The following is a 25,647-nucleotide window of genomic DNA, read 5'->3' as shown; positions in this document are numbered from 1 at the left end:
CGCCTACCGCACTACCCGCAGCATCGGCGAACTACTCGACCGACACGGCACCCACATCGCTCCCGCGCGCACCCCACCCGGCGCCTTACGCCTTCTGCACGCACGCGTCCTCGCCGAAGATGCCAAAGCCGCAGACAAGATCAAACCCGCGTGTTAATAATCTGCAGACCCTTAGGGAAGATCGTTGTGGCGTAGCGTGTCTCTGCTTGACCAGACTCCGTCCAGCGAGTCAACTCCTGCAGGACGGTCGTCCGTTCACCTCGGTGGAACAGGTCCATCATGGCTTCGTCAATGGCGTTGACGACACGGGGGGCGGAGTCGGCGTCCGAGCTTCGGATGAGCCTGACGAGTAAGCCTAGGGTGGGTGCGGTGGGCATCATCCCCGCGCCACCGACGCAGGCGAGCGCCGTCACGTGGCGTAAGCGCTCGTCGGAACTGCCGGCCCAGCCGCCTAGCCTCGCGAAGATCTCGTCGGCATGGGTCATTTCGGCCACGAGGGTTTGCAACGCAGCAGCGGCGATCCTTGGGCCGCACGGGTCACGAGAAACGGCGCTGGCGCCAATCCGGGTTAGTTGCAGGTGCCGGGGCTGGACAACGGCCGACATCGCGAGTGCCTGTCCTGCAGGGAGGATCAGATCTGCCTTGGTCACACTCTGCAGCCACCTAGTGGCTGGCTCAGCGAGTGGACCCTGCCAAACCTGGCGGAGGATTGCCTTAGCCCAATGGCTGCGGGCAAAGACCACCCTGACCGGTGAGTCGCCGTGACTGTGCCTAGCTGTCTCGACTCGTACGCCGACAGGGCGCAGAAGCTCTCCAAGAGACTGAGGCGTCGTTTCCCGAGGGATCGTTCCGGCGATGCGCGCCAGGCGCTGGGACTGCTCTGATACCACTTCAGGTGGCTGGCCGGCGAAGGCTGCGGCTGCTATCAGAGCGTGGCGGCGTTCATGGTCGAAGAACCAATTCGAGATGAGTTCGTGGACCTCTCTATCCGCTGACTCATCAAGTGATGATCGGATCGCGGCGAGTCTGCCGCTGCGAAGGTTGTCGGACGTGTTGAGGACTGCTTCCAGGACGTCCATGGCGTCCTGGGGAGAGCTGTCGCGGGAGAGAACGTTCCTGGGAAATTCCGGCGGAAGACCGCGAGTGACCAGTCTCCGCTCCGAATCGTCAGGGACAGCCGCCTTGAGGCGAGCCGCGAAGACCTCCTCAGCAGAGGGTGGCTGACAGCGTACGAGAGTAGGACCGAGGAGCTCCAAAGTCCGATCGTCGAGTTGGAAGCCTTCGGGGAGAACGACGATCATGACGGCACTGGCCGCTGAGAGTCTCTCCCTGACCGCCGCGATAGTCGCGTGGGACTGCATCAATCGACTCGGAGCGCCATCGATCAGATAGCCGTCAGCCGCGCTTGGTCCGGGAGTCCAGGTCGTGAAGTCGGTCTCCGAACTCAGACAGCGAATGATCGTCTTGTCGTTCCGGAGACCTCCGAGAAGGACTCTGGCCACAGTCCGACGTCCGGTGCCGCGTTCTCCGGCCAGGAATAGGAGTCCATCGCGGAGACACTTCCTCGCATGGCGGATTCCCTTCACGGGTACGAAGCCGGGCGTGGGCTCGACGACAAAGTACCCAGCTGGGTTGGGGTCTGCGGACGGCGCTTCCAGAAGAGTTCCCGGGTGGATGGAGTATTGACTGCCCCGGACCTCTCCGTTGTTCAGGTTGTGCGCGATATTGAGGATGAATCGGACGGGTTCCTCCAATGCATCGTCATACATAGCGACTCCCAGTGATCTGGTGGCCTTGGACGACGCCGTTGTTGAGGTTTCCGTGTCGCACATAGTTGCTCACCCACGTCGGTGGCCGCGAGTCAGCGCCCTCCTCTCGAGCGGCAGTCGTGGAGATAGCCTGATCCGGCCTTGTAGACGGGGTGGGGACGTAGAGGTAGGCCGTTCGGCGGAATCTCTTCGCCGTCGCCTCTACCTTGGTGAACTGGCTTGGGCGCAGGGCTGTTCGACCGCCCAGGACGGCGTTCTCGAAGACCTCGGAGGACAGCAGAAGCGCGGTGAAGGTGGTATCCGGATCACTCGCTTCCAGAGCGCGGTACAACGGTCGGCTGTTCAAGAGTCGTGAGACGGTGTTCGTTGCTGCGGAGACGCCGGGAGCTCCTGGACGCCTGTCATCCAGCAGGCCAGTGTGAAGGGCCAGGCGGAGGCGGAGGCGGATGCCGCGTGAGCGGAGTGTCGGCATCATGGCACTCAGGCTCCGCTGTACTTGAGCAGCGAAGGGATCGACGAGTCGGGCGAGTGCATGAATCGGGAAGGCCGCGAGGACGCCGTCGCCTTTGACCACTCGAAAAGCGAGGGAGTCCCAGGTCGGGCCGAGCCCGGACGCCTCACATGCACCCCGAATGGCTTGCTGGAGGTGTAGTGAGACGCTGGGCAGTGCAACATCGGGATGGGCAGTGAAGCCTTCTACGTCGGCGGCGAGCAGTGCTCGATACTCGTCCATAGGTGGTGGCCTCTCGACTGGCGGATCGGACACCCACACCATGAGCGATGGAGATTCGGTGGCGCTGCCTAAGATTTTGCTTTTCGGTGTCTGCTTTCGGCCAGGGAAACGAGTCGATCTATCTTCAAGATCACAATGTGCTTCTGCCCGGTCGTGACGGTTCCAGCATGACGAAGCCAGTGGAGCGCGTTATCTACGGACTGACGACATAGACCCACGGCGCTCCCGATCTCCTCATGGGTGAGCTTGGCCTCGTAGAGGCCGTCCCGCCGGCGGCGGGCGAAGCGGAGAAGGGCGTAACACGCCTTTCCCGTAGCGGAAAGTGTCATGATCTGGGTGTGCCAGGCATCGATTTGGTTGATGCGGATCATGGCTTGTCGTCGCAGTTCGTCGCCGAGCTCCGACTTTCGGGCCAGTGCAAGGAATTGCTCGGCCGAAAGTATCGAGCATTTGCATCGGGTCACGGCTTTAACCGTGCAGGATCGGGGCATCCCCCCGAGTACGCCAGTGGCTCCAAGGGTCTCCTTGTGTTCCACAATTGAGAGAAGGACCGGCCTTCCGTCGATCTGCTCTCTGACTGCTCTGACCTGCCCGTCAAGAAGAAGGATGACACGCTCGGGTGCATCCCCTTGATGGAGAATCGGTTCCCCGGATTCGAAGATCTGAGCGCGTCCCAATGTCGCCAGCCCTTCCAGAAGGGCCTCTGGAATCTTCACCTTTCCAACTATTGCCGCGTTGGGAGTAGCTCGCAAGTGTCACGGAAGTCTGTACATGTATTGGATTGCGTACAAATTTACGCAAATCGGGAGCGTAGGAAATGTTGCGTCCCTCACCAAATCGAGGTCACGCGACCCAATCGGTGTCACCAGTCACCACCGCTCCCTAGTCCGCCCGGCCGTGGGTGCCCACGCTGGTGAGGGGTCATGAAGGCTCCGGTGCTCCGCCGGGCCGAATGCATGGCGATGAGGCGCCGAGATAGAGATCATCTCCTTCGGCCCACACCAAGGCGAGCAGAAAGTGGTCGGGTCGGCTCTCACCGCTCAGGTTGGGGCTGCCCGAGCGGCCGATGCCGGTGATGCTGTGCCCCTGCGACTCCCAGTAGGAACGAACTTGCCGGGAGATCGCGAGGTTCTCGCTCTTGGGAACACCCCTGAGCCAGTAAGCACGGGCGATCACGACCTGAGCCTCGGGCTGATCGTCATCGAGGCAGGCAGTGGGTGAAGCGAACGACGGCATCGCTTCGAGACGTGGCTCATGCGTGAGCGCCCCGGCAGTGTCGTGGATGAGTTGTTCGACACGGGCGAGGGCCTGGTCCTCGGGCGTGCGGGACTGGTTCACTGCGCATCCGGTCAGGAGAAGGGCTAGGAGAGGGAGGACATGGCGCACGGCGGGTCACCTGCTCAGCTTGGCATCCAGGTCGGGGCTGGCTTCTGGCATGAGGAGCTGCGGCCGGTTACTGCGGCTCGGAGGGTCCACGAGCTGGTCGTATTGACCGTTGACGATGGAACCCATGTTGCGTAGCGAGGCCGAATGCGGGTTCCAGTAGCTGCTGTGAGCGGAAGTCCACACGTCCCGTCCGACGGGGAAACTTTGGGCCCCGAAGGAGGAGCGCCCAGGATCTGCTCCGAATCTGCCCAGCGCCGTGACCGGATCGCCTCCTGCTTCGCCCACCCATACATGCTTGGGGTCGAGTCCAAGGTGGCTCGCATGGTTGACGCCGACGCCGGGACTGCCGACGAGGATGAGATCATCGGCGAACCGGCCGGGACGGAGAGTTGCGGCGTGGCCGCTGGTGAGGGATCCATAGCTGTGACCGATGACGACCGCGCGGGCCATCCCGGACGGTTCGTGGGAAGCGCGCAAGCCGTCGATGAACGCGGCCAAAGCTGTCCCGCCCTCGGCAGCGGCTCCTTCGAAGGCGACGGATCTGCCAGGTTCGAAGAGCCCTGGGTCTATTTGAGGAGCGTCGTAGCCGAGCCACGTGATGGAGGCGATGGATTTTCTACCGCTGGTGGCGGCAGCCTGCCGCCAGAGGGCTCGAGCGCGCCCGAGATCGCCTTGGGCCGCGTCCAGACCGGATGTGAGACCGGAGACGTTGGTGACAGTGGTGTTCGCGGTGTCTGGGTTGCCCCAGGCAACGATCAGTCGGCCCTGGCCGGTCAGATCGAAGGCGAGAAGCAGAGGCGCCGGGTAGCCGGGGACTGACCGGGATGCTCGCTCGATGAGGTCGACCCGGCGGAGCTGGTTGGCGATGACTTCCCAGCCGCCTAGGTCAAGGGGATTCGTGACGGCGGTGGTGGCCTTGTTCAGTTCGGTGGTCAAGCGGATCTTCTCGGTGGTGAGCCAGCTTCGGTTGGCCTGATCGCGGACGGTTGCGGGCAGGCCGTTGACGAGGCCGAATCCGGCAAGGGTGGTCAAGCTTGTCTGGGTGCTTGTCGGCAGGGTGTGCCACCAGGCGTTTACCCGGGCGGCCAGGTCGGGTGCGGGGCCTTGTGCCTGGAGAGTCAGAAGCCGGTTGAGTGCGTCTGTGTCGCTTCTGGCCAGCTGGATCAGGAGTGTGGCTGTGCCCTGAGGGTCGGGGGTGTGGGCGGCGAACAGGGTGTAGGCGGTGACTGCGGCAGGCAGGGTGGTTCCTGGGACGGTCCGCCGGATGAGGGTCAGGCGGCGGCGCAGGTCCATGGTCTGGGTGGTGGCCCATGTGGCGACGTGGCCGAGTGAGTGGCCGGGGTGCGTGGACAAGCCCTGGGTGGTGAGTTCGGTCGCGAGCCGGGTGCCGGCGGCTGGGAGCGTGTGGCCGGCGTGGTCGAGGGTGGATGCGAGCGCGGCCATTGCGGTTGGGTCGATGCCCTGGAAGGTGCTTGCCGGGGTGCTCATGCTGGTGATGGTTGTGGTCAGGGCGGGGATCGCCGGTGGTGATCCGCCGTGCCGTACGACGAGATTGGCGAGGGCGTGCAGGGCTGTGGACAGGGCGGATTGGAGTTGGGTGCGGTGGTCGGCCAGGTCCGTGGCGAAGGCCGATGCGCCGCCGCCGACCCAGGTGTGGGCGTGCATGAGCCGGGCTGCCGGATCTAGGGCGTTGTGGTGTTCGAGGGCCAAGGCCGTGACGCGCTTGAGGGCTGCCGATGCTGCTGAATGATCCGCCATGACCTGCCTCAGGATGGCAGGGCGAGTGGGGGCTTCTCAGGTGATCGGCATCTCGTCCATGAATGTGTTAGTCGGGCCAGGTTGGGGTTCCGGTGGGGTGGGGTTCTCGGGGGAGGATGGCGAGGCGGGTGAGCAGGGTGAGGAAGGTGGAGGCGTATGGGGAGGCGGCTGTGACGGCGGCTACGCGGTCCCAGTTGACCTGTTCGCGGAGTGCGCGTACCTGGGGGAGCAGGGCGCCGTAGTCGCAGGCGTGTTCGGACATCGGCAGGAGCCAGGAGATGACCAGGTCGGTGGCTTCCAGGACGGGGACGATGACGGCCGACGCCTGGAGGGGTTCGGCGCGGGTGAGGAGGGCGGGGGTTACGGGGCGGTCGGCTATGCGGAAGATCAGGTCGACGAGGCGGTCTTCGTCGTAGGCCTTGACCAGCCAGTCCTCGGGGGGTTTGGCGGTGCGGAAGCCCAGGGTGGACAGGGCGTTCAGGGCGGTGGGCACGTCGTTTTCGGTGATCACGAAGTCCACGTCGTGGAGGGAGGGGGCGGCGCCTCTGGCGTAGGCGGCGCAGCCTCCGGCCAGGGCGAAGGGGACGCCGGCGTCCTTCAGGCCTGAGCTGGCTCGTTTGAGCGTGTCGAGGATGGCGTCGGTGACGGCGTGACTGTGGCTGCCCATGGGATCACTCAGGGCATTGGACGCAGTAGATGCCGTAGGCGCGTCCGAGGACGGGGAGGGCGACGTTGCGGACTCTGATGCCGCCGGGGGTCAGGCCCTTTTCGGTGCCTTTGTGGGCGTGGCCGTGGAGGATCAGGTCGGCCCCTACGGCGTCGACTGCTTCGGCCAGCAGGTAGCTGCCGAGGAATGGGTAGATTTCTGGGGGTTCGCCGTCCAAAGTTTCTTTTATTGGGGCGTAGTGTGACAAAACGATGCGGTGGTCGGCTTCGATCTCCTTCAGGGCCCTTTGCCAGGATTCTGCTATGCGGCGGGTGTGGGCCACGAAGTTCTTGATCTCGCGTTCGCCGAACTCGCTGGCGGACTTGCCGGCGAAGCCGCCGCCGAAGCCCTTTCCGCCCACCACACCCAGCCTGGCCGGGCCGCAGTCCAGGACGGTCCCGTCGTCGTCGAGGACGCGCAGGCCGGCCTCACGCAGCACGTCGGCGATCTCGTTCTGCAGGTCGGAGTGGTAGTCGTGGTTGCCGAGCACGGCCACCACCGGGATCGGCAGGCCGCGGAACTCCTCGGCCACCAGGCGGCCCTCCTCCAGCGTGCCGTGCCTGGTGAGGTCCCCGGCCAGCAAGAAGACGTCGGCCCGCTCCTCGATGCCGGCCAGGCGTTCCCGGTAGCGGCCTCTGACGTCCTCGCCCAGGTGGATGTCGCCTACCGCGGCGATGCGCAGCTCAGTCAAGATGCTCCTCCTCTCCCGGCACGGGCGCGTCCACGACCTGGATCTCGTTGTGCACCTCCAGGCCGGGCGCGGCCTCCTTGGCCACCTGCCCGATCACCGCGCGGTGCCGGGCGCCCGTCACCTGACCGCGCAGGAACAGCTGGTCGTTCCTGACGTCGACCCGGATGCCTAGCTCGTGTGTGCGGCCGTCCTCGGCCAGTGCCCGCTGGACCCTGGCCGCGATGTACTGCGGAGCTTCCATACCGGCCGCCTGCCCTGGAGCGGCCGGGTTAGGCGCGCCAGTCGCCGACGATCTCCACGGCCTCGCTGTCCAGGGCTTTGTGCCAGATCGGGTCGCGCAGCAGCCGCGTCTCCCACGTCCGGACGATGCCGTCGGGGCCGGCGACCGCGTCCTCGCCGGACGGGTGCAGGAACAGCTCGCTCGTGCCCTCGGGCAGGGCGGTGAGGCGGCGGAGGTAGTCCTCGCGAAGCTGCTCGTAGGAGCCCAGGTCGTGGGCGGGGCGGCGGTTGGTGGCGATCGTCTGGGGGATGGGCACGCCGAGGGCGTCGGCGAGGGTGACCGCCTGTTCGTGGGCTTGCGCGAGTGGTGGCGGGAGCGGTCCGCCCATGTACGGCTCGGCGTCGCGGGGGAGGCGGAAGGCGAGGCCGTGGCGGGCACACCACTCCAGGGCCGCGGCGAGCCATGATCGGCCGTGGAGGCCGTAGAGGGTGCCGGCGTGGGAGTCGGCGGCGTCGGGGGTCAGGCCGTGGTCGTGCATCCAGCGCAGCTGGGCGTCGGCCTCCTGGACGACGTCCTCGGTCTCGCCGCGGGCGCCCAGGGCGAACGGGTCGTCGCTGAGCGTTCCGTCCGGGTCGGTGAGGCTGGTCGCGGCGTTGAGGGGGCGCCAGCGGGGCAGGCCGTGCTCGCTGGTGAGCGTGACGTGGAGGCGGGGGGTGACGCCGAGCTCGCGGAGCCGGGCCGCGGCCTCCGGGGCGGCCGGGGTGATGGGGATGAGGGTCGTGGCGCTGACGTTGCCCTCGGCCAGCAGTGAGACGATGACGTCCGTCGTCCCGGGCTCGCGGCCCAGGTCGTCGGCGGTGATCACGAGGCGGCGGGTCATCGCCGCGCTCCTCGTCCGCAGTGACGGGTCATCGGCGCGCTCCTCGTCCACAGCGGCGGGTCATCAGTAGCTCTCCACGGTCATCGGGTGCTTTCCTCGTCGACAGGCTCGGCCGCCTCGGGTGGCGGTTCGAGCGGGACGGAGACGAAGCGCGCGGCGAGGGCGCCGATCGCGGTCAGGACGAAGGGGTACACGCACAAGTACACCCGGAACGCCAGCCCGGGGTCGGGGCCGGGGTCGGCGCCCGAGTTGTAGCCGAAGAAGACGCCCAGCGAGGTGAGCGCGAGGCCGCCGAAGACGCCGTTGAGGCGGGCGAAGAAGCCGAACGCCGACAGGAAGAGGCCCTCGCGGTGTTCGCCGTTGCGGGCGGCGTCGGCGTCCAGGACGCGGGCGACGATGAGGTCGTTCGTGGCCAGCATGCCCGACCAGCCGGCGCCGAGGAGTGCCCCGGCGGCCAGCGCGGTGACGAGGCCGGTGGCGAAGAACAGGGCGGCGAAGCCGGCCGCGAGGACCGCGAAGGCGAGCCGCCAGGTCCACAGGGCGCCGCGGCGGGCGATGACGCGGGTCCACACGGCCAGGCCGCCTCCGGCGATGAGGATGACGAGGCCCTGGAGGTAGAGGGCGTTCGCGACCGGGAGGCCGAGGGAGTAGCGCACGTACAACTGGACGCCGGACAGCACCAGGGCCATGGCCACGCCGTACAAGGATCCGACGACGCCGACGGTCCAGAACATCGGGGTGCGGATGATCGACCACAGGCTGGGGAGCAGGCGGGAGTGGGTGGAGTAGCGGGGGTTCTCGCGGGCGCTCAGGGCCATGAAGACGATGACGGCGGTCGCGATCACGCCGTAGACGATCGCGGTGATCTGGAAGCCTTCCGTGGTCGTCTCGGTGCCGAACACCTGCGTCGTGAGCAGGGGGGTGACGGCGAGCGAGATGACGAGGGCCACGAGCTGGAAGCCCTGGCGCAGGCTGTTGGCGACGGAACGGTCGCGTTCGCGCGGGTACAGCTCGGGCAGCAGGGCGCCGTAGTTGGCGTTGAGCAGGGAGTCGAAGGCTTCGCACAGGATCGCGAACACCGCGAACCACACCACGAGGCCCATGCCCTCGAGGGTGGTCGGCGCCGAGAAGAACGCGATCATGCAGGCCGCCAGCATCGGGGCGCCCACGACGAGCCAGGGGCGGCGCCGGCCGAAGCGGGTTCTGGTGTGGTCGGAGAGGTGGCCGAGGAGGGGGTTGTCGAGGGCGTCGATGACCGCGTAGATCACCATGACCACGCCGTAGGCGCGCACGTCGAGCCCCAGGATGTCGACGTAGAAAAGGATCATCGATCCCTTGATCAGATTGATCGGGATCGAGGTGCCGAACATGCCGATGGCATAGCGCCAGGCGGGAGTACCGGGCTGGGACACGTGATCACCCACTTCGTGGCCTTGATTGTGGCCCACGGATCCCCGGCGTGACCAGGCGTGCCTGGAGGCGGTCGGCTTCGCTGTGGCCGATCTCGGCGAAGATGGCCAGCGACCGCTGCCAGGCGGCGCGCGCGCCGTGGTCGTTGCCTCCGGCCAGGTGGGCGTCGCCCATGCGGCTGTAGGCGACGGCTTCGTTGTAGCGGTCGCCCAGCGAGCGGAACTGTTCGATCGCCCGCTCGTAGCAGGTCAGCGCGGTGGCGATGTCGCCCAGGTGGTGGTGGGCGTAGCCGAGGCTGTCCCAGGTCTGGGCCTGGCCGCCGAGGTCGTGGAGTTCCTCGTGCAGGGCCAGGGCCTCCCGGCAGTGGTCCAGGCCGCGGCGGTGGTCGCCGACGCGGCACTCGAACCAGCCGACGGCGTTGAGTGCGTCGGCCAGCCCGGCCTTGTGGCCGGAGGCGCGGTACAGCTCCAGGGCGCGGGCGGCGTGTTTCAGGGCCTCGTGGTCGCGGTTCTGGGCGTCGAGCATGGCGGCGATGTTGCGGTGCGCGTACGCCTGGCCGATCTGGTCGCCCAGCTCGTCGAACAGGGCGAGCGCGTTGTGCAGGTGGTGGCGGGCCTCGTCGTGGCGGTTCTGGCGGGCGTGGGCCCGTGCGATGCCGCGGTGGGACTGGGCGCGCCCGGTCAGATCGTCGATACGGCCGGCGGCGGTGAGCGCGGTGCCGCTGGTTCCGGCCAGGTCGTGCCAGTGCGCCTGGCGGTCGAGGTAGGTCGAGATCGCCCAGGCCAGCCGCCAGCAGAGCGCGTCGAAGCCGTGCGCGCTCGCGTTGTCGACGGCGGCGAGCAGGGCGGCGTGCTCGGCGGCGAACCAGGTCATGGCCTCCTCGGCCGACGACAGCGGGACCGGGACGACGCAGGGGTCGGGCGGCGGCATGTCGGGCGGGTCGCGGAACGGGTTGATCAGGCGTTCCGCGGCGAAGGCGGTCTGGAGGTAGTGCGCGAGGACACGCTGGACGGCGGCGCGCCGCTCGGCCTTCGTCTCGTGCTGCACGGTCAGGTCCAGCGCGTAGGCGCGCAGCAGGTCGTGGCAGCGGAAGCGGCCCGTCTGGCCTTCCATGACGAGCTGGGCGCCGGCCAGTTCGCTCAGCCTGGCCCGGGTCTCCCGCAACGTGCAGGCGGCCAGGCCGGCGGCCGAGTGGAGGGAGAACTCCGTGCCCGGGTGCAGGCCGATCAGGCGGAACATGCGCTGCGCGGCGCCGGGCAGGCGTAACAGCGACCAGGAGAAGACCGAGCGGATGTCGGTGGAGCGGTCCTCGGAGCGCAGGGCGTCGAGCACGTCGCCGGATCCGCGCAGTTCACGGGCGAGCCTGGACATCGGGAAGTGCGGCCGGGTGGCGGCGCGGGCGGCGACGATGGCCAGCGCCAGCGGGAGCCGCCCGCACAGGGCGATGATCTCCTCGACCGCGGCCGTCTCAGCCGCCACCCGTTGCTCGCCCAGGCGCTGGGCGAGCAGCCGCCAGGCGTCGGCCGGCGAGAGCAGGTTCAGGGGCAGCGGCTGCGCGCCTTCCGCGGCGATCAGGCCGGAGAGCTGGTCGCGGCTGGTGACCAGCACGAGGCAGCCGGGCGAGCCGGGCAGCAGGGGGCGTACCTGCTCGGCGCTGGCGGCGTTGTCCAGGATGATCAGCAGCCGCCGGTCCGCCACCAGGCTCCGGTACAGGGCGGCCTGCGCGGGCAGGCTGATCGGGAGCTGCCGCGAGGGTACGCCGAAGGCGTCCAGGAAGCCGCGGATCGCCTCGGCGGGCTCCATCGCGGGCTCGGACGGGTCGAATCCCCGCAGGTTCACGTACAACTGGCCGTCGGGGAAGCGGCGCCGGACGCGATGGGCCCAGTGGACGGCCAGGGAGGTCTTGCCCACTCCTGCCATGCCGCCGATCGCGGTGATCAGTACGGCGTTGCCGCCCCGGCACAACGCGTCCAGCCGGTCGAGCTCGGCCTCACGACCGGCGAAGTGGGGCAGGCCGTACGGGAGCTGGGCGGGAGCGGGGAAGCCCGCGGGAACCGGGGTGGCGGCGGGCGTCTGGAGGATCTGCGCCTGTGCCTGCCGCAGGTGCGGGCCGGGTTCGACGCCCAGTTCCGTCAGCAGGAGGGTGCGGGCCCGGTGGAAGGCGGCCAGCGCCTCGGCCTGCCGTCCGGAGTGGTAGAGGGCGAGCATGAGCTGGGCGTGCAGCCGTTCGCGCAGCGGGTGTGCCGTCACCAGCGCCCGTAGCTCGGGGACGAGTTCGTGGTGGCGGCCCAGGCTCAGGTCGATGCGCACGCGCTCCTCGGCGGCGTCGAGGCGTAGTTCTTCCAGGCGGTAGCGTTCGGCGTCCAGCAGAGGAGTGATCAGGCCGTCGCAGAGCGGGCCGCGCCACAGTCCGGCGGCGCCGGCCAGGATGGCGGCGGCTGCGTCGGGGTCGGCCGCCGTTTTGGCCTGCCGTACCGCTTCCTCGAACTCCCACAGGTCCAGGCTGCCGGGCGGGAGGTTCAGCAGGTAGCCGTGGTCGGTCCAGGTGAGGAGCTGGGACGGGGCGTGGGGGGAGCGGCCGGGTTCGAGGAGGCGGCGCAGGGTGGAGATGTGCTTCTGGGCGAGGTTCAGGGCGTAGGTGGGGGCGGTTTCGCCCCACACGGCGTCGATGAGTTCTTGCCTGCTCAACGGCCGGTTGGCGTGGAGGAGGAGGACGGCCAGGACCGTTCGCTGCTGGGCCGAGCCCAGGGCGATCTCCTGTCCTTCTCCCAGGATCCGGAGCGGCCCCAGAATCTCGAACCGCAGATCGCTCATCCGCGCCTCTTCCGGGTCGCCGGGCCGTACCGACCCAAGATAACTCCAGCGGTCACTCCAGCGATGTGTCCAATTTGGGCGCGCACACTGACAGCGCGAGACAGCAGCCTGACGATTCGGTTAACGAGAGGACGAGCATGTCTACGCTGCCCCCGGACAAAGCGACCCTGCACGTCGACTTCACCCAGGTGGGGGAGGTGCCCGCGACCTATGAGACCTGGGGACGCCGCGGCGATCCGCCGGGCGTGCTCGTGATGCCCGGACTCCGGGCCGAACAGGTGGTGCCGGGCCTGGCCCGGCTCAAGATCCGCAGGCCGTCGGGGGTGGACCGCGGGCTCGTCCTGCGGCTGGAGCCGCGGCCGAAGGACGTCAGCATCATGACCAAGACCGCGCAGGGGTGGGAGGCCACCGCGGACCCCGCCGCCGACACCACGCTCGTGGTCGAGGCGGCGGCCTACGTGGCGGCCGAGAGCACCTTCCGCGCAGTCCTGGCGGAACGAGACGGGAGTGGCCCCGGGGATTCGGCGCTCTTCAGCGTCGCGCCTTTCCTGCTGCTGCCCAACGACTGTCCCGTCGAGAAGATCTACGTCTGGTACCACCGGGAGCTGAACCACCCCACGGTGGCCGAACTGGTCGAGGTCCTGCGAGAGGTGCTCGGCCCGGATCGGGTGGACCTGGACCCGCTGAAGCAGCCGATCGCGCCGGGCGACTACAAGGCGCTCGAGGTGATCGACGGCTCGAACGTTCCCGACAGCGCGTTCGTGCAGGACTACTGCGAGATCGGCTACCGGTGGATCGGGGGCGGCCGGTCCCAGCACCTCGCCGTGGTCACCCCGAACGAGGGGAAACTGTCCGCCCAGGTACGGCGGGCGATGTCGTCCGTCCACCTCGGGGTTCTGGAGGTGACCGACCAGTCGCTGGAGGACAGTACGGACTTCGGCGGCAACGTGGAGTGTTTCCCGGCGGTCGGCAAGAAGACCGGGCCGATGCCGTCCGGCCCGGCAGGACCCGAGATCACGGAGCACCCACCGGCCCCCCACGGGAAGATCCTTCTCGGGGAGAGCGAGGTCTACCTGTTCACGCTGCCCAAGGATCGGGCCGCCGACCTCGACCGCGAGGACCTCAAGCAACTGAGGCGGGACTTCTCCGCCAAGCTCGTCCAGCTCGGCGAGGCCCAGATCCGCAGAGAGGGCGCCGGCAGGTGGCTGGTCACCGCCTTATGGAAGATCCACTTTCGCCGGCAGTTCCTGATCACGGAGACGGCGACGGGGCTTGACGTCTTCTTCGTGCGCACGGTCGAGGCGGGATACCGGCGCTTCCTGGCCGCGCAGGGCCTCCAGCCCATCCTGTCGGTGGACACGTCCTGGCTCAGCGTCGGTCACGTGGACGAGATCATCAGTGTGGTGCCGGGGCGGCGGCTCCTGGTCGCCTCGTCCGGGCTCGCCGTCGAACTGCTGAGCGACGTCCGGGAGCGCAAGTTCCCGGCCACCAGGATGTTCCGCGGGCGGAAGGTGAACGCCCAGACGGCCTACTACGCGAACGGCCTGACGGTGGATCAGGCGCTGGACGACCACGGCTCGTTCAACGCGGAGATCATCCAGCCCGACTATCTGAACCCCATCGAGGAACGGCTCAAAGCGGGGCTCGACCTCCAGGACGAGGCCCTCATCAGGCTGCCCGTCCTGTACGAGTCGGTGACTCTGCTGCCGGGGCGGCGGCTCGGCCCGATCCTGGACCCGACAGACCTGACGCGCACCACCGCGCTCAGCACGAGCCTGGTCAACGTGCTGGTGGTGGGCGAGCACATCCTCATGCCCCGCCCTTACGGCCCCCGGCTGAGCCCGGCCGACGTGGAGACGATCATCGATTTCCGGCCGCCGGATCACCTGCTGAACCAGTGGCACTGGGAGAAGGCGGGCACCACGGTCGACGCGCTGGCGGAGCGCTTCGAGGTCGCCCCGGACGCCCTTCTGAAGGAGAACCCGGATGCCTTCGTCAACCGCACCACGAGGGGACCTTGGACCCGGATCCGGATCCCGGAGCAGAAGGTCGACCTGTTCGAGGCGTACGTGGAGCGCGAGTTCAGGAAGGCCGAACTGGCGGTGCGCTTCGTGGACACGTGGATCTACCACCAGTTCTTCGGGGAGCTGCACTGCGCCACCAACGTCCGGCGCACCCCGCCGGACACCACACCGGCAGGATGGGGGAAGTTGTCATGACCAGCGAACTGCCCGACCAGGTCACGGCCATTCTGCAGGGCCTGCGTGACGCCGGCCCCCGGGCGACCCCCGCGCTGGCCGGCGAGGAACTCGCCCAGCTGGGCCCCGGCGTGGTGCCCCGCCTGATCGAGGCGCTGGCCGCCAAGGAGGCGAACCCGCAGGTCATCCTGCAGGCCCTGGCCCGCCTGGGCGAATCCGCCGCCGCGGCCCGCGCGTGCGTCGCGGACCTGGTCGCCGACACCGGGCAGCCGACGATCGTCAGGTGCGCCGCCGCCCTCTGCCTGGGCAGGATCGGCGACGAGAAGGACACCGCAACCCTCGGGGACGCGGCCCGGGAGCCGGAGGCGGCGTTGCGCGGCTGCGCCTACCGCGCCCTGGGCACGATCGCGGCCGGCGAGGGCCTGCTCGCCCCGCTCCTCGGCGACGAGCCCGACGAGGTGGCCGCGCTCGAACTGGTCGGCGCCCTGGCCCGGATGACGCGCCCGGGCACCGGCGCCGCCCGCGACGCCCTGGAGAAGGCCGCCGGACGGCACCGGTACCCCGCGGTGCGGCGGGCGGCCGCGGACGCGCTGTCGTCATGAGCGTCTTCGTCGGCAGGGAAGCCGAGCTGGCGATGATCCAGGAGGTCCTGGCCGACGAGCGGCCGGGCGGGCACCGGGTCGTGCTGATCGAGGGCCCCGAGGGCATCGGCAAGACCGCGCTCATGGTACGGCTGGCCGCGGGCCTCGACCGGGTACGGCGGGCCTCCGGGGCCGAGTACGAAAGCGGCCTGCCGTACGGGCTGCTCGACCAGCTCGGGACGGGGGTGTCCGGCGGCCCCGAGCTGGTGGCGGCGGTCGAGCGGCGGCCCGGTCCGGTGACGCTGGTCATCGACAACGCCCAGTGGGCGGACGAGCCCTCGTTGCAGGCGATCTCCTACATGGTGCGCCGGGTCAGGTCCGCGCGGGTCGTGGTCCTCGCGGCGGTGCGTGACACGGCCGCCGGGCGGCTCTTCCCCGCCGACCACACGCTGCGGCTGCACCTGGACGGGCTGGACGTGGCGGCCGTGGGGGAGCTGTGCGCGCGGCAGACCGGGTGGCGGCCCTCGCCGAGGGAGGCGGCCAGGTTGCGCGCGCACACCGAGGGGAACCCGCTGCACCTGCGTTCGCTGCTCGGGGACGTGCCGGTGCGCAGGCTGGCCGACCTCGACGCCGTGCTGCCCGCGCCGCGCTCGCTGACCGGGCGGGTGCTGGCGGATCTGGCGGCCGCCGGGCCGGCGGCGGCCGATCTGGTCGCGGCCGTGTGCGTGCTGGACGGGCAGTGCGCGTTGCACCTCGCGGCCGAGGTGGCCGGGATCGCCGAGCCGCTGGTGGCGCTGGAGCGTGCCATCGCCGCCGGGCTGCTGGCCGAGGAGTGCACCGGGGTCGTCCGGCTGCGCCGGGCGGTGGCGCGGCCGGCGGTCTGCCAGGAGTACCTGGGCCCGTCCCGGCGGGCCGCTCTGCACAGGCGCGCGGCGGCGCTGGCCGGTGATCGGGCGGGCCGGCTGTGGCATCTCAGCGAGGCCGCGGTCGGCCCCGATCCGGAGCTCGCCCGGGAACTGGCCGCGCTGGGGCGCCGCCTGGCCGACCGGTCCCAGTGGGCGCAGGCCGCCCGGATGCTGGGAGCGGCGGCCCGCCTGTCGCCCGATCTCGCCGCCGAGCTGGACATGGAGGCGGCCGAGGCGAGGATCGCCGTCGGCGGCGCGGATCCGCGCGGGGTGAGCGCGCGGCTGCGCACCCTTCCCGGTACGGCGTGGCGCGGGTACGCGCTGGGCCTGGCGGAGTTGAGCGCCGGGCGGCTGGAGGCGGCCGAGGCGCACCTGGAGCAGGTGTGGCCGGCCGCCGGGACGCCGCGGCTGCGGGGGAAGGTGGCGGGCCAGCTCGCCCTGCTCCGGCTGATGCAGGGCCACCACCGCTCGGCCGCGGAATGGAACCGGCAGGGCACGGGCGAGCTCACGGCCTTCGTCGCCGCGCACGTCTCCCAGGCACCCGCCCCCCAGGCGCCCGCCGCGGCGGAGACCTCCGGCGCGCTGCTCGGCCGGGCCGCGGCCCGGCTGTGGCACGACGACCTGCCCGGCGCCCGGGAGGACCTGGAGGACATCCTCGTCCTGGGCTCCGCCCCGTCCGTGCAGGTCCGCATGCTGGCCCGCATCCTCCTCGCCGAGGCCGACCACCTGGCCGGGGAATGGGACAGCGCCCTGGAGCACTGCGCGCGGGCCGTCCAACTGGGCGGCGAGAGCGAGCAGCCGCTCTTCGTCCCGCTCGCCCAGGCGGTCGCCGCCCAGGTGCGGGCGGCGCGCGGCGAGTGGGGAGCCGCCGAACGGGACATCGCCGCCGCCCACGCGGGCACCCCGCTGGCCCGCGACCGCGCGGCCAGGGCCGCGATCCAGCTCGCCGCCGCCCGGGGCGACGCGGAAGGCGTGCTGGCCGCCTGGCTGGCCCGTCCGCTCTCGGTGCACCGGCAGGACGGGCTGCTCGTCGAGGCCATGGTCACCCTCGGCAAACCGGCCGAGGCCGAACGCCTCCTCGACCGGGCCGCGGACGGCCCGCCGGCCGCCCCCGCGTCGGTCCGGGCGGCCCGTGCCCGTGCCCGGGGCGCGCTGCACGCGGCCCGGCGGGAGACCGAGGCGGCCGTCGCCGCCTTCGAGGACTCGCTCGCCCTGCTCGACGGCCTCGACATGCCCTTCGCGGGCGCGCTCACCGACCTGAGCTTCGGCTCCTGGCTGCGCCGGCTGGGCCGGCGGAACATCGCCGCCCTGCGCCTCGAACGCGCCCACGTGGTGTTCGAGGCGCTGGGCGCCCGGCCGTACGTGGAGCGCTCCACCCGGGAGCTGTCGGCCTGCGGGCGGGCGATGCGGGCCGACCGGACCGGCGCCGGGCTGACCGCGCAGGAACTCGCGGTGGCCGAGCACGCGGCCAGGGGGATGACCAACCGGCAGATCGCCAGCTCGTTGTTCGTCAGCGTCAAGACGGTCGAGTACCACCTGAGCCACGTCTACAACAAGCTCCAGGTCCGCTCCCGCACGCAGCTCGCCCTGCTGCTGACGGCGGGCCCCTCCTGACGGGGCGGCCCGCCGTACCGGGAGGTCAGCGCAGGGCGATCGCCTGGTGGGCCGAGGAGCGGGCGTCCACGCGGCCGAAGCCGTAGCGCGGGTCGCGGCCGGCTTCGCCGTGGTCCTCGACGCAGCCGAGCAGCAGCGCCCTGGTCGCGAACGGGTCGCCCCTGAGCGCGGGCTCGGCCGACTGCAGGAGCGCGACCGCGCCGGCGACGTGCGGGGCGGCCATCGAGGTGCCGTTGAACGCGGCGAGCCCGTCCTTGCCGACGGACGAGACGACCCTGACGCCGGGCGCGCAGATGTCGGGCTTGATGTAGGTCAGCTGGTAGGGCCCCCACGGGACGCCGGGCAGGACCTGGCCGCCGCTGAAGCCGGCCGTGGACTCCGCCGGGTGCGTGGCGCCGACGCCGATGCAGAGCGGGTCGTTGCCGGGGCCGTCGGACGTCCCCTGCCCGGAGTTGCCGATGGCGGCGACCACGATCACCCCGGACAGCCAGGCGTTGATGATGGGCGCGTTCCACACCGTCGAGTACTTCGGCACGCTCAGCGACATGTTGATCACGTGCACGCCTTCGGCGACGCACCACTGCATGCCCGCGATGACCTGCGCGATCGTGCCGGACCCGCCGGGCAGGACGAGCGCGGAGGCCAGCCGGGCGTCGGGCGCGACGCCGATGTTGACGCCTCTGTGGGTGCGGCCGACGATCGTGCCCGCCGTGTGCGTCCCGTGCTGGTCGGTGTCGTACGGCCCGGCCGTGGGCACCTGGTTGCCGGCGCCGTCGAACTCGGCGAACGCCACGACCTTGCCGGTCAGCGCCGGGTGGTCGGCGTCGACGCCGGTGTCCAGGTGCCCGACGAGCACGCCGTCGCCGCGGCCGTAGCCGCCCCAGACGTCCGGCGCCCCGATCGTGGCCAGCCCCCAGGCGCTGCCGTCGACCGATTCCGGGCTGTCCTCCAGCGGGGTGCGCAGGACCCGGGGAACCTCGACGACCGGGTTGGGCTCGATGCGGGTGACGTCTTCGTGCCTGGCCAGGTCCTCGATCTCGGCGGCGGTGCCCGATACGGCGATGGCGCCGGCCAGCCACAGGCTGGTGCCGTTGGGGGCGCCGGACATGATCGGGGCGTGGGCTTCGGTGACCTCGCGCTGGAGGGCCGTGCAGAACTCCTCGCCCTTGTCGTAGCGGCCGGGCACCGCGCGGAGCAGGTCCGAGCGGCGGGTGGCCAGGTGCTCGCCCTCCACCTGCTCCCTGACCCTGGCCAGGTTCTCCCGGGCGGGCTCGGGCAGGCGGGTGCGGACCAGCGCGGTGACGGTGTCGGCGGTGCCGGCCTGTACCATCGTCTGCCGCAGTCCACTGGTGATCTTCTCGTGTGCCATGTCTCTCCTTCTGCGTTCCTTCGGGAGGACCGTAGGCAGCGGGGCGGCCGGACGACCTCCGAGATCACGCAGGGGATGCCCCTCGTCGTGCGTCACCCTGGGGCGGACACGGGGGCCGGCCGGGGTTTTCCCTGGGGCGCGAGGCGGTAGAGCCTGCCTAGCTTGTGCTCATGGATGTCGCGCTGCCGAAAGTCATCTACGCACAGGTGTCGCCGCGGTCACGCGGCACGTCCTTGTTCGACGCGAGTGTGTTCGCCGGTGAGCGGCGGATCACCGAGGACACGGTTTCCCAGTTCACCTCCACCGCCGACGCGATCACCGCCGCCTGCAGCCTGCTCATGGGCGCGGGATTCACTCTGCACGAGATGTCGTACGCCACCTCCACCCTGGGAGTCTCGGGGACGCCCGAGGCATTCGAGAGCATGTTCGCATGCGACCTCTATGCCCGGGAGTTGCCGGTGCTCAAGTCCCAGGGCCAGCTCGAGCCGGCGACGTTCGTGGACTGCCGGGACACGAGGGAACAGGGCCTGATCAGAACCGCCGCGGACACCGCCGCCGGCAGCGTGATCGAAGGCGTCGCCCTTGAGCAGGCCCGCTACTACATGGTGGACGCGCAGGCGCCCCGGAAGCTCTACTGGCATCTGCGCGCCCCCGAAGGCGTGGCACACCACTGCAAGGCCGAGCGGGCGCACCTGAGCGGCGTGACGGGCGCCGGGATCAAGGTCGCCATGGTGGACTCCGGTCACTACGCGCACCCCTTCTTCGTCACCCGCGACTACCAGGTCCGCGTCGTGCTGGGACCCGGTACCGACCGTCCCGGAGACGACGAGTACGGCCACGGCACGGCCGAGTCGGCGAACCTCTTCGCCATCGCGCCGGACGTCGAGCTCACGATGGTGAAGATGAATCGCGCCAACACGATCGGCGCGTTCAACGCCGCCGTCGCGCTCAACCCGCACATCATCAGCTGCAGCTGGGGATCGAGCCTGGAGAAGGGACCGCTCAGCGCGGCCGACCACGCGCTGGAGGCCGCCATCGCGCTCGCCGTCCGGCAGGGGATCATCGTGGTGTGCTCCGCGGGGAACGGCCACTTCGGCTTCCCCGGCCAGCACCCCGACGTCATCTCGGCGGGCGGCGCCTACGTGGACCAGCTCGGCGACCTGCACGCCTCCGACTACGCGAGCGGCTTCGCCAGCCGGATCTACGCCGGCCGCAAGGTGCCCGACCTGGCCGGGCTGGTCGGCCTGCGGCCACGCGGCGCCTACATCATGCTGCCCGTCCCGCCGGACAGCACCATCGACCGGGAGATCGCGGGCGGCGGCGCCCATCCCGACGGCGACGAGACCGCGCCCGACGACGGCTGGGCCGCCATCAGCGGTACCTCGGCGGCGGCACCCCAGCTCGCCGGCGCCTGCGCGCTCATCAAGCAGGTGTGGCCGCAGGCCACTCCGCGCGAGGTCAAGGAGATGCTGGTGTCCACCGCCCGGGACGTCACCACGGGCGGCAGCAATCCCTCCACCGGAGGACGGCGGGCCAGGCGGAAAGAGGACCTGGCGACCGGCACCGGGCTGGTCGACGTGGACAAGGCGGTACTCAAGGCCAAGCTGCGCGCCATGCGGGCGCCGGTGACGTCCATGGGCATCAGGACCAACATGGGCATCCGCGGCGGGGTGGCCGAGGCCGTCTCGGTCGTGGACACCCTGACCGGGTGGGGGCCGCCCGTGCTCGGCGTCGCCGAGGCCAGGTACCTGGAGGAGCGGCTCTGAGCGCGGCCCCGCCACGCGTGCTGCTGGTCAGCATGCCGTGGCACGCGCTGGAGCGGCCCGCGCTGGGACTCAGCCTGCTCCAGGCGGCCCTGCGCCGGGAGGGCGTGCACTGCGACGTGCGCTACCTCGGCTTCCCCCTCGCCGAGCGCATCGGGCACGCCGCCTACCAGTGGGTCCAGGAGGGCCTGCCGCACCGCGCCTTCGCCGGGGAGTGGCTGTTCACCTCGGCGTTGTACGGCGAGCGTCCCGAGGCCGACGCCGCTTACGCCGAGGAGGTGTTGCGCGGCGCCTGGCGGCTGCCGGAGGCCGCCGTCGAGCGGCTGCTCGGACTCCGGGAGGCGTGCCGGGCGTTTGTGCGCCGGTGCGTGGCGGAGATCGACTGGTCCGGCTACGACGTGGCCGGCTTCACCTCCACCTTCGAGCAGAACGTGGCCTCCCTCGCGCTCGCCCGGCAGGTCAAGGCCGCCCACCCGGCGGTCACGATCGTCTTCGGCGGGGCCAACTGGGAAGGCGAGATGGGCGAGGAACTGCAGGCCAGGTTCCCCTTCGTCGACCGGGTGTTCTCCGGCGAGGCGGACACGAGCTTCCCCGCCTATCTGCGGGGCGAGCGCGGCACCCCGCCGCCGGTCGGCCTCGACCTGCTGCCCGTTCCCTGCTACGACGACTACTTCGCCGCGCTGCCCGAAGGGGTGGAGCCGACGCTCCTGCTGGAGACCTCCCGAGGGTGCTGGTGGGGGGCCAAGCACCACTGCACGTTCTGCGGGCTCAACGGCCAGACGATGGCCTTCCGCAGCAAGACGGCGGAGCGGGTGCTGGCCGAGCTCGACGAGCTGCGCCGCTACGGCGTCCGCGACGTGGCCGCCGTGGACAACATCCTGGACATGCGCTACTTCGCCACCCTTCTGCCGGCGCTGGCCGCGGCGGGCGCGCCGTACCGGCTGTTCTTCGAGGTGAAGGCGAACCTGACGGCCGGCCAGGTGCGGGCGCTCGCCGATGCGGGCGTGCGGCACGTGCAGCCCGGGGTGGAGAGTCTCAGCGATCACGTGCTGGCCCTCATGCGCAAGGGCACCACGGCGCTGCGCAACATCCAGCTGCTCAAGTGGTGCCTGGAGTACGGCGTGGCCCCGGAGTGGAACCTGATCTACGGCTTCCCGGGTGAGCGTGCCGAGGACTACGCCGACCTTCCCGGCCTGGTCGACGCCATCGGCTTCCTGCCGCCGCCGAGCGGGATGACGCCGGTCAGGCTCGACCGGTTCAGCCCGTTCTTCATGGATCCGCAGGGGTTCGGGCTGACGCGGGTGCGGCCGCTGGCGGCCTACCGGCACCTTTATCCCTTCCCCGAGGAGTCGCTGCGGCGGCTGGCCTACTACTTCGACTTCGCCTACGCCGACGGCCGCGACCCGGACGCGTACACGGGCCCGGCGAGGGAACGGGTCGCCCGCTGGGTGGCGGAGGGCCCGGACCCGGCGCCGGTCGTCTACCGCCGGGGCGACGGCAGCCTGCTCGTGACCGACCCCCGCGTGTCCACCTCCTACTTCCTGGCGGGCTGGCGGGCGGCGGTGTACGCCAGGTGCGACCGGGTCACGGCGGAGCGGACCGCGCTGGCCGTGGGCGTCGGGCTCGGCGCCGGGCCGGCGCAGGTGCGGGAGTTCCTGGCGGACTGCCTGCGGCGGCGGCTCATGGTGTGCGACGGGCGCAACTGGCTGACGCTGGCCGTCCACCGCCCGGCGCGCACGGCCCTGGACCACCCGATCACGGAGGCTCCGGCGGCCGGAGGGAGCCGCACGGCGCTCGTGGTCCTGTCGGACGTGGCGCGGGCGGGCGAGGTCCTCGCCTGGTTCCACGGGAAGGGGTTCGAGACGGGGGCGCTCATCGGCTTCTCCTTCGCCGTCACCGCGCCGGAGGACCGCTTCACCGCGCTGCTCGGCACGCCCGGGCTGGACCGCACGATCGACCTGAGCGGCCTGCCGGCCGAGGTGGGAAGGAGCGTCGAGGTCATCACGGTGACGCCGCCCTGAAACCCTGGGGAAACCCCTGGGCAGTGCCCCGAGGCGGCCGATCTGCCGCGATTCCTACTGTCGGCTCATGACAGCCAACGGCAAACGATGGGCGGTCAGCCCCCTCCTGGTCGACGACAGCATCCCCAAGGCCGTGGTCGGTGAGAGCGTGGACTCCACCCCGGCCCACGGTGAGGAACTTCTGGGCACCCTGGTCGAACTGAACCTCCACGCCAGCGTGGACCCCGAGCGGGTCCGCCGGGACTTCCTGGAGCACGTGCTGCCCCGGGCGCTGGAGAACCTGGGGGAGCTCCGGCCCGCGCCTCTGCCCGTCTCCGCGGCCTACGTGAAATGCCACCTGCTCCGGCGGGAGATCATGCGCCTGCTCGTCCTCGACGAGGAGCAGCCGGGCAGGAACACCATCTTCCGCATCTGGCCCGACTACCTCCACCATCCGCAGATCGACCGGTCCGTGAGCACGGTGAAGGCGGACGCCGCGATGCGCACCTTCGCCGCGGACGGCGCGGGCGTCGTCTGGGCGGTCCTGGACACCGGCATCGAGGCCACCCACCCGCACTTCGCCGGCGGCACGTTGAGCGCCCCCGACGTCTGCGAGCTGCACCGGGACTTCAGTCACATCGTGCGCGACGAGCCCGCGCCCGACGACTCCCTGCCCTCCACCGCCCTGATCGACGAGGACGGCCACGGCACCCACGTCGCGGGCATCATCGCCGGCCGGCTTTCACAGGACGCCAAGGCCAGGCTCGCGAGCATGCGGCCGTCGGCCGGCGACGGCTTCCAGCTGCCGCCCTGGGAACAGCGCGTGCTCGAACCCAACCGGGCGCTGGCGGGCATCGCCCCCATGGCCCACCTGGTCAGCCTGAAGGTGATGGACACCAGCAAGGGCTTCGCGCGCACCACCTCCAGCGCCGTGATCGCGGCCCTGGAACACATACGGCGGGTCAACGCCGGAGGACGCCTGCTGCGCATTCACGGGGTCAACCTGAGCCTGGGCTGTCCCTGGTACTTCCGGGACTACGCGGCCGGGCAGAGCCCACTGTGCAGGGAACTGGACCTGCTGGTCGGCACCGGCGTGGTGGCCGTGGTCAGCGCGGGCAACGGCGGCTGGACCCAGGGCGTGGACGGCCTGAGCGGCACGCTGTCCAGCATCACCGACCCGGCCAACGCCGATCGGGCGATCGCGGTGGGCTCCACGCACCGGGACAAGCCGCACGTCTACGGCGTCACCTACCTGTCGTCCAAGGGGCCGACGCTCGACGGCCGGCTCAAACCGGACCTGGTGGCCCCGGGCGAGCGCATCACCTCCTGCGCCGTGGGGGCCATGCGGGCCCGCATCCCGGTCTTCGCCGAGGTCAACGGCGAAGCCTGTTACGCCGAGTCGAGCGGCACCTCGATGGCCGCTCCGCACGTGTCCGGCGCCATCGCCGCCTTCTTGTCCGCGCGCAGGGAGTTCATGGGCCTGCCCGACCGGGTCAAGCGCCTGTTCTGCGAGACGGCCGTCTCCCTGGGCCGCGACCGCTTCTTCGAGGGGCACGGGCTGGTGGACCTGCTGGCCGCCCTGTCCAGAGTCTGAGGAGAAACCATGCGTTACGAGGACATCCGCTTCGGCAAAGACGGCACCCTGCTCACCGGTGACCTCCAGGCCGGGCAGGCGGCGAACCTGTTCGTCTTCAGCCACGGCTGGAACAGCTCGGAGCAGAGCGCCCGCCGCCTGTACTCCTCGCTGTTCGGCCTGATGGCCCCCATGCTCTCCGGCGAGGCCGCCTTCGCGGGCGTGTTCTGGCCGTCCCTGCTCTTCCCCGAGGACGAACCGGCCGCGGACGGTCCGGTCATCGGTACGGCCACGCAGTCCGCACCCGGGATGCCCGTCGCCCCGGTGACCGGAGGAGCCCCGGTGACCGGAGGAGCCCCGGTAGCCGGAGGAGCGGTCACCACGGCTCTGGCGGGCGCCTTCCCCGGCCAGGAGGACGACCTGGCGGAGATCGGCGCCCTCCTGGACTCCAGGCCGCAGGACCCCGCCAAGCTCCAGCGCTGCCACGAGCTGATCGCCGGCCTGGTCACCAGCCCGCCCTCCGGCGAGGAGGACACGGGCGAGGCCGCCGCCCTGGACCGCCCCTACCTGGACGTGTTCGGCGCGATGGCCGCGCTCGCGCCCGCCGACGGCTCCTTCACCCAGGGCACCGACCTCTTCCAGACGCTGTGGGCCGGCGCCAGGGAAACGCTCAGGGCCCTGAGCTACTACGAGATGAAGAACCGCGCGGGCGTCATCGGCCGCCACGGCCTCGGCCCCCTCCTCGACCGGCTGATCCGGCGCAACCCGGGGCTACGCGTCCACCTCCTGGGCCACAGCTTCGGCGCTCGCCTGGCCGCCTACGCGCTCACCGGCCTGTCCCCGGGCGTCCAGGCCGGCTCGCTCACGCTGATCCAGGCCGCCTTCAGCCACTTCGCCTTCGTCACCGGCCGCGGCGCGCTGTCCGGGTACGGCTCGCGCGTGGCCGGGCCGCTGGTCAGCACGTTCTCCACGGCCGACCGCGCCCTGTCCTGGTGGTACCCCATGGCCAGCCGCCTGGCCCGCCAGGACACCAGCAGCGAGGCCGCGCACCGGTGGGGAGCGCTGGGCCACGACGGCTTCGACGGCGCCGCGTCCACACCCCTCGCCGCCGCCGGCCGGCCGTACGCCTTCCGCCCCGGCGGGTACCGCAGCCTCGACGCCAACGCCGTCGTCAACAGGCGGCTGTCGTTCCTCGCGGGAGCGCACAGCGACATCGAACACGACGAGGTCGCCTGGGCGGCGGTGGCCGCGGCGGGCCTGTCGTAGACGGGGCCCGG

General features: G+C 70.7%; 19 protein-coding genes. 7 read left to right on the top strand and 12 right to left on the bottom strand.

Going from position 1 to position 25,647, the window contains the following annotated elements; genetic code table 11:
- Window positions 1–140: 140 nt before the first annotated feature.
- The 11 genes from FVE25_RS34895 to FVE25_RS34845 form a co-directional block, all read right to left on the bottom strand.
- Window positions 141–1,769: a hypothetical protein gene (locus FVE25_RS34895; protein WP_157251407.1), complete on the bottom strand. Its 1,629-nt coding sequence runs from the start codon at window positions 1,767–1,769 to the stop codon at window positions 141–143.
- A complete protein-coding gene (locus tag FVE25_RS34890) occupies window positions 1,762–2,502 on the bottom strand; it encodes a nucleotidyl cyclase domain-containing protein (protein ID WP_157251406.1) in 741 nt (246 codons plus the stop codon). The genes FVE25_RS34895 and FVE25_RS34890 overlap by 8 nt, the downstream gene beginning before the upstream one ends.
- 68 nt (window positions 2,503–2,570) lie before the next feature.
- The gene (locus tag FVE25_RS34885; RefSeq protein ID WP_181019801.1) at window positions 2,571–3,218 is read right to left on the bottom strand and encodes a Crp/Fnr family transcriptional regulator; all 648 of its coding nucleotides are present in this window, start codon (window positions 3,216–3,218) and stop codon (window positions 2,571–2,573) included.
- 205 nt (window positions 3,219–3,423) lie between these two features.
- The gene (locus tag FVE25_RS34880) at window positions 3,424–3,840 is read right to left on the bottom strand and encodes a hypothetical protein (RefSeq protein ID WP_157251404.1); all 417 of its coding nucleotides are present in this window, start codon (window positions 3,838–3,840) and stop codon (window positions 3,424–3,426) included.
- A 54-nt stretch (window positions 3,841–3,894) separates the two neighbouring features.
- On the bottom strand, window positions 3,895–5,646 hold the full coding sequence (locus FVE25_RS34875) for an alpha/beta hydrolase (protein ID WP_157251403.1): 1,752 nt from the start codon (window positions 5,644–5,646) through the stop codon (window positions 3,895–3,897).
- A 67-nt stretch (window positions 5,647–5,713) separates the two neighbouring features.
- Window positions 5,714–6,313 carry a nucleotidyltransferase family protein gene (locus tag FVE25_RS34870; protein WP_157251402.1) on the bottom strand — a complete coding sequence of 200 codons (600 nt, stop codon included), beginning with the start codon at window positions 6,311–6,313 and terminating at the stop codon, window positions 5,714–5,716.
- A 4-nt stretch (window positions 6,314–6,317) separates the two neighbouring features.
- Complete coding sequence (locus FVE25_RS34865) at window positions 6,318–7,043, bottom strand: metallophosphoesterase family protein (protein WP_157251401.1); 726 nt, start codon at window positions 7,041–7,043, stop codon at window positions 6,318–6,320.
- The gene (locus FVE25_RS34860; RefSeq protein WP_157251400.1) at window positions 7,036–7,284 is read right to left on the bottom strand and encodes a BON domain-containing protein; all 249 of its coding nucleotides are present in this window, start codon (window positions 7,282–7,284) and stop codon (window positions 7,036–7,038) included. The genes FVE25_RS34865 and FVE25_RS34860 overlap by 8 nt, the downstream gene beginning before the upstream one ends.
- A 28-nt stretch (window positions 7,285–7,312) precedes the next feature.
- Window positions 7,313–8,143, bottom strand: coding sequence for a carbohydrate deacetylase (locus tag FVE25_RS34855; protein WP_157251399.1), 831 nt, complete (start codon window positions 8,141–8,143; stop codon window positions 7,313–7,315).
- Between the two features lie 80 nt (window positions 8,144–8,223).
- A complete protein-coding gene (locus FVE25_RS34850) occupies window positions 8,224–9,555 on the bottom strand; it encodes an MFS transporter (protein ID WP_246267860.1) in 1,332 nt (443 codons plus the stop codon).
- Between the two features lie 4 nt (window positions 9,556–9,559).
- The gene (locus FVE25_RS34845; protein WP_157251398.1) at window positions 9,560–12,367 is read right to left on the bottom strand and encodes an AfsR/SARP family transcriptional regulator; all 2,808 of its coding nucleotides are present in this window, start codon (window positions 12,365–12,367) and stop codon (window positions 9,560–9,562) included.
- 137 nt (window positions 12,368–12,504) lie between these two features.
- On the opposite strand from FVE25_RS34845, the gene FVE25_RS34840 reads away from it, so the two are divergent.
- From FVE25_RS34840 to FVE25_RS34830, 3 genes are read left to right on the top strand one after another with little or no spacing between them, the layout of a single operon-like run.
- A complete protein-coding gene (locus FVE25_RS34840; protein WP_157251397.1) occupies window positions 12,505–14,586 on the top strand; it encodes a protein-arginine deiminase family protein in 2,082 nt (693 codons plus the stop codon).
- On the top strand, window positions 14,583–15,167 hold the full coding sequence (locus tag FVE25_RS34835) for a HEAT repeat domain-containing protein (RefSeq protein WP_157251396.1): 585 nt from the start codon (window positions 14,583–14,585) through the stop codon (window positions 15,165–15,167). The genes FVE25_RS34840 and FVE25_RS34835 overlap by 4 nt, the downstream gene beginning before the upstream one ends.
- Window positions 15,164–17,665, top strand: a complete 2,502-nt coding sequence (locus FVE25_RS34830; RefSeq protein ID WP_157251395.1) for a helix-turn-helix transcriptional regulator — start codon at window positions 15,164–15,166, stop codon at window positions 17,663–17,665. Before FVE25_RS34835 ends, FVE25_RS34830 begins: the two co-directional genes overlap by 4 nt.
- Before the next feature lie 25 nt (window positions 17,666–17,690).
- Here the strand turns inward: FVE25_RS34830 and FVE25_RS34825 are convergent, their stop codons facing one another.
- The gene (locus tag FVE25_RS34825; RefSeq protein ID WP_157251394.1) at window positions 17,691–19,034 is read right to left on the bottom strand and encodes a S8 family peptidase; all 1,344 of its coding nucleotides are present in this window, start codon (window positions 19,032–19,034) and stop codon (window positions 17,691–17,693) included.
- 170 nt (window positions 19,035–19,204) lie between these two features.
- Here FVE25_RS34825 and FVE25_RS34820 point away from each other — a divergent pair, with 170 nt between their 5' ends.
- The 4 genes from FVE25_RS34820 to FVE25_RS34805 all read left to right on the top strand — a co-directional run bounded on the left by FVE25_RS34820 (window position 19,205) and on the right by FVE25_RS34805 (window position 25,636).
- On the top strand, window positions 19,205–20,800 hold the full coding sequence (locus FVE25_RS34820) for a S8 family serine peptidase (protein WP_157251393.1): 1,596 nt from the start codon (window positions 19,205–19,207) through the stop codon (window positions 20,798–20,800).
- Between the two features lie 17 nt (window positions 20,801–20,817).
- Window positions 20,818–22,818, top strand: a complete 2,001-nt coding sequence (locus FVE25_RS34815; protein WP_157251392.1) for a RiPP maturation radical SAM C-methyltransferase — start codon at window positions 20,818–20,820, stop codon at window positions 22,816–22,818.
- A gap of 67 nt (window positions 22,819–22,885) precedes the next feature.
- Complete coding sequence (locus FVE25_RS34810; RefSeq protein ID WP_157251391.1) at window positions 22,886–24,391, top strand: S8 family peptidase; 1,506 nt, start codon at window positions 22,886–22,888, stop codon at window positions 24,389–24,391.
- Between the two features lie 9 nt (window positions 24,392–24,400).
- A complete protein-coding gene (locus FVE25_RS34805) occupies window positions 24,401–25,636 on the top strand; it encodes a serine/threonine protein kinase (RefSeq protein WP_157251390.1) in 1,236 nt (411 codons plus the stop codon).
- Window positions 25,637–25,647: the final 11 nt, after the last annotated feature.

The sequence above is a fragment of the Nonomuraea typhae genome, assembly GCF_009760925.1.
GTDB lineage: Bacteria > Actinomycetota > Actinomycetes > Streptosporangiales > Streptosporangiaceae > Nonomuraea > Nonomuraea typhae.
Note: the sequence above shows the minus strand (reverse complement) of the source record. Positions and strands in the feature narration are given on the sequence as shown.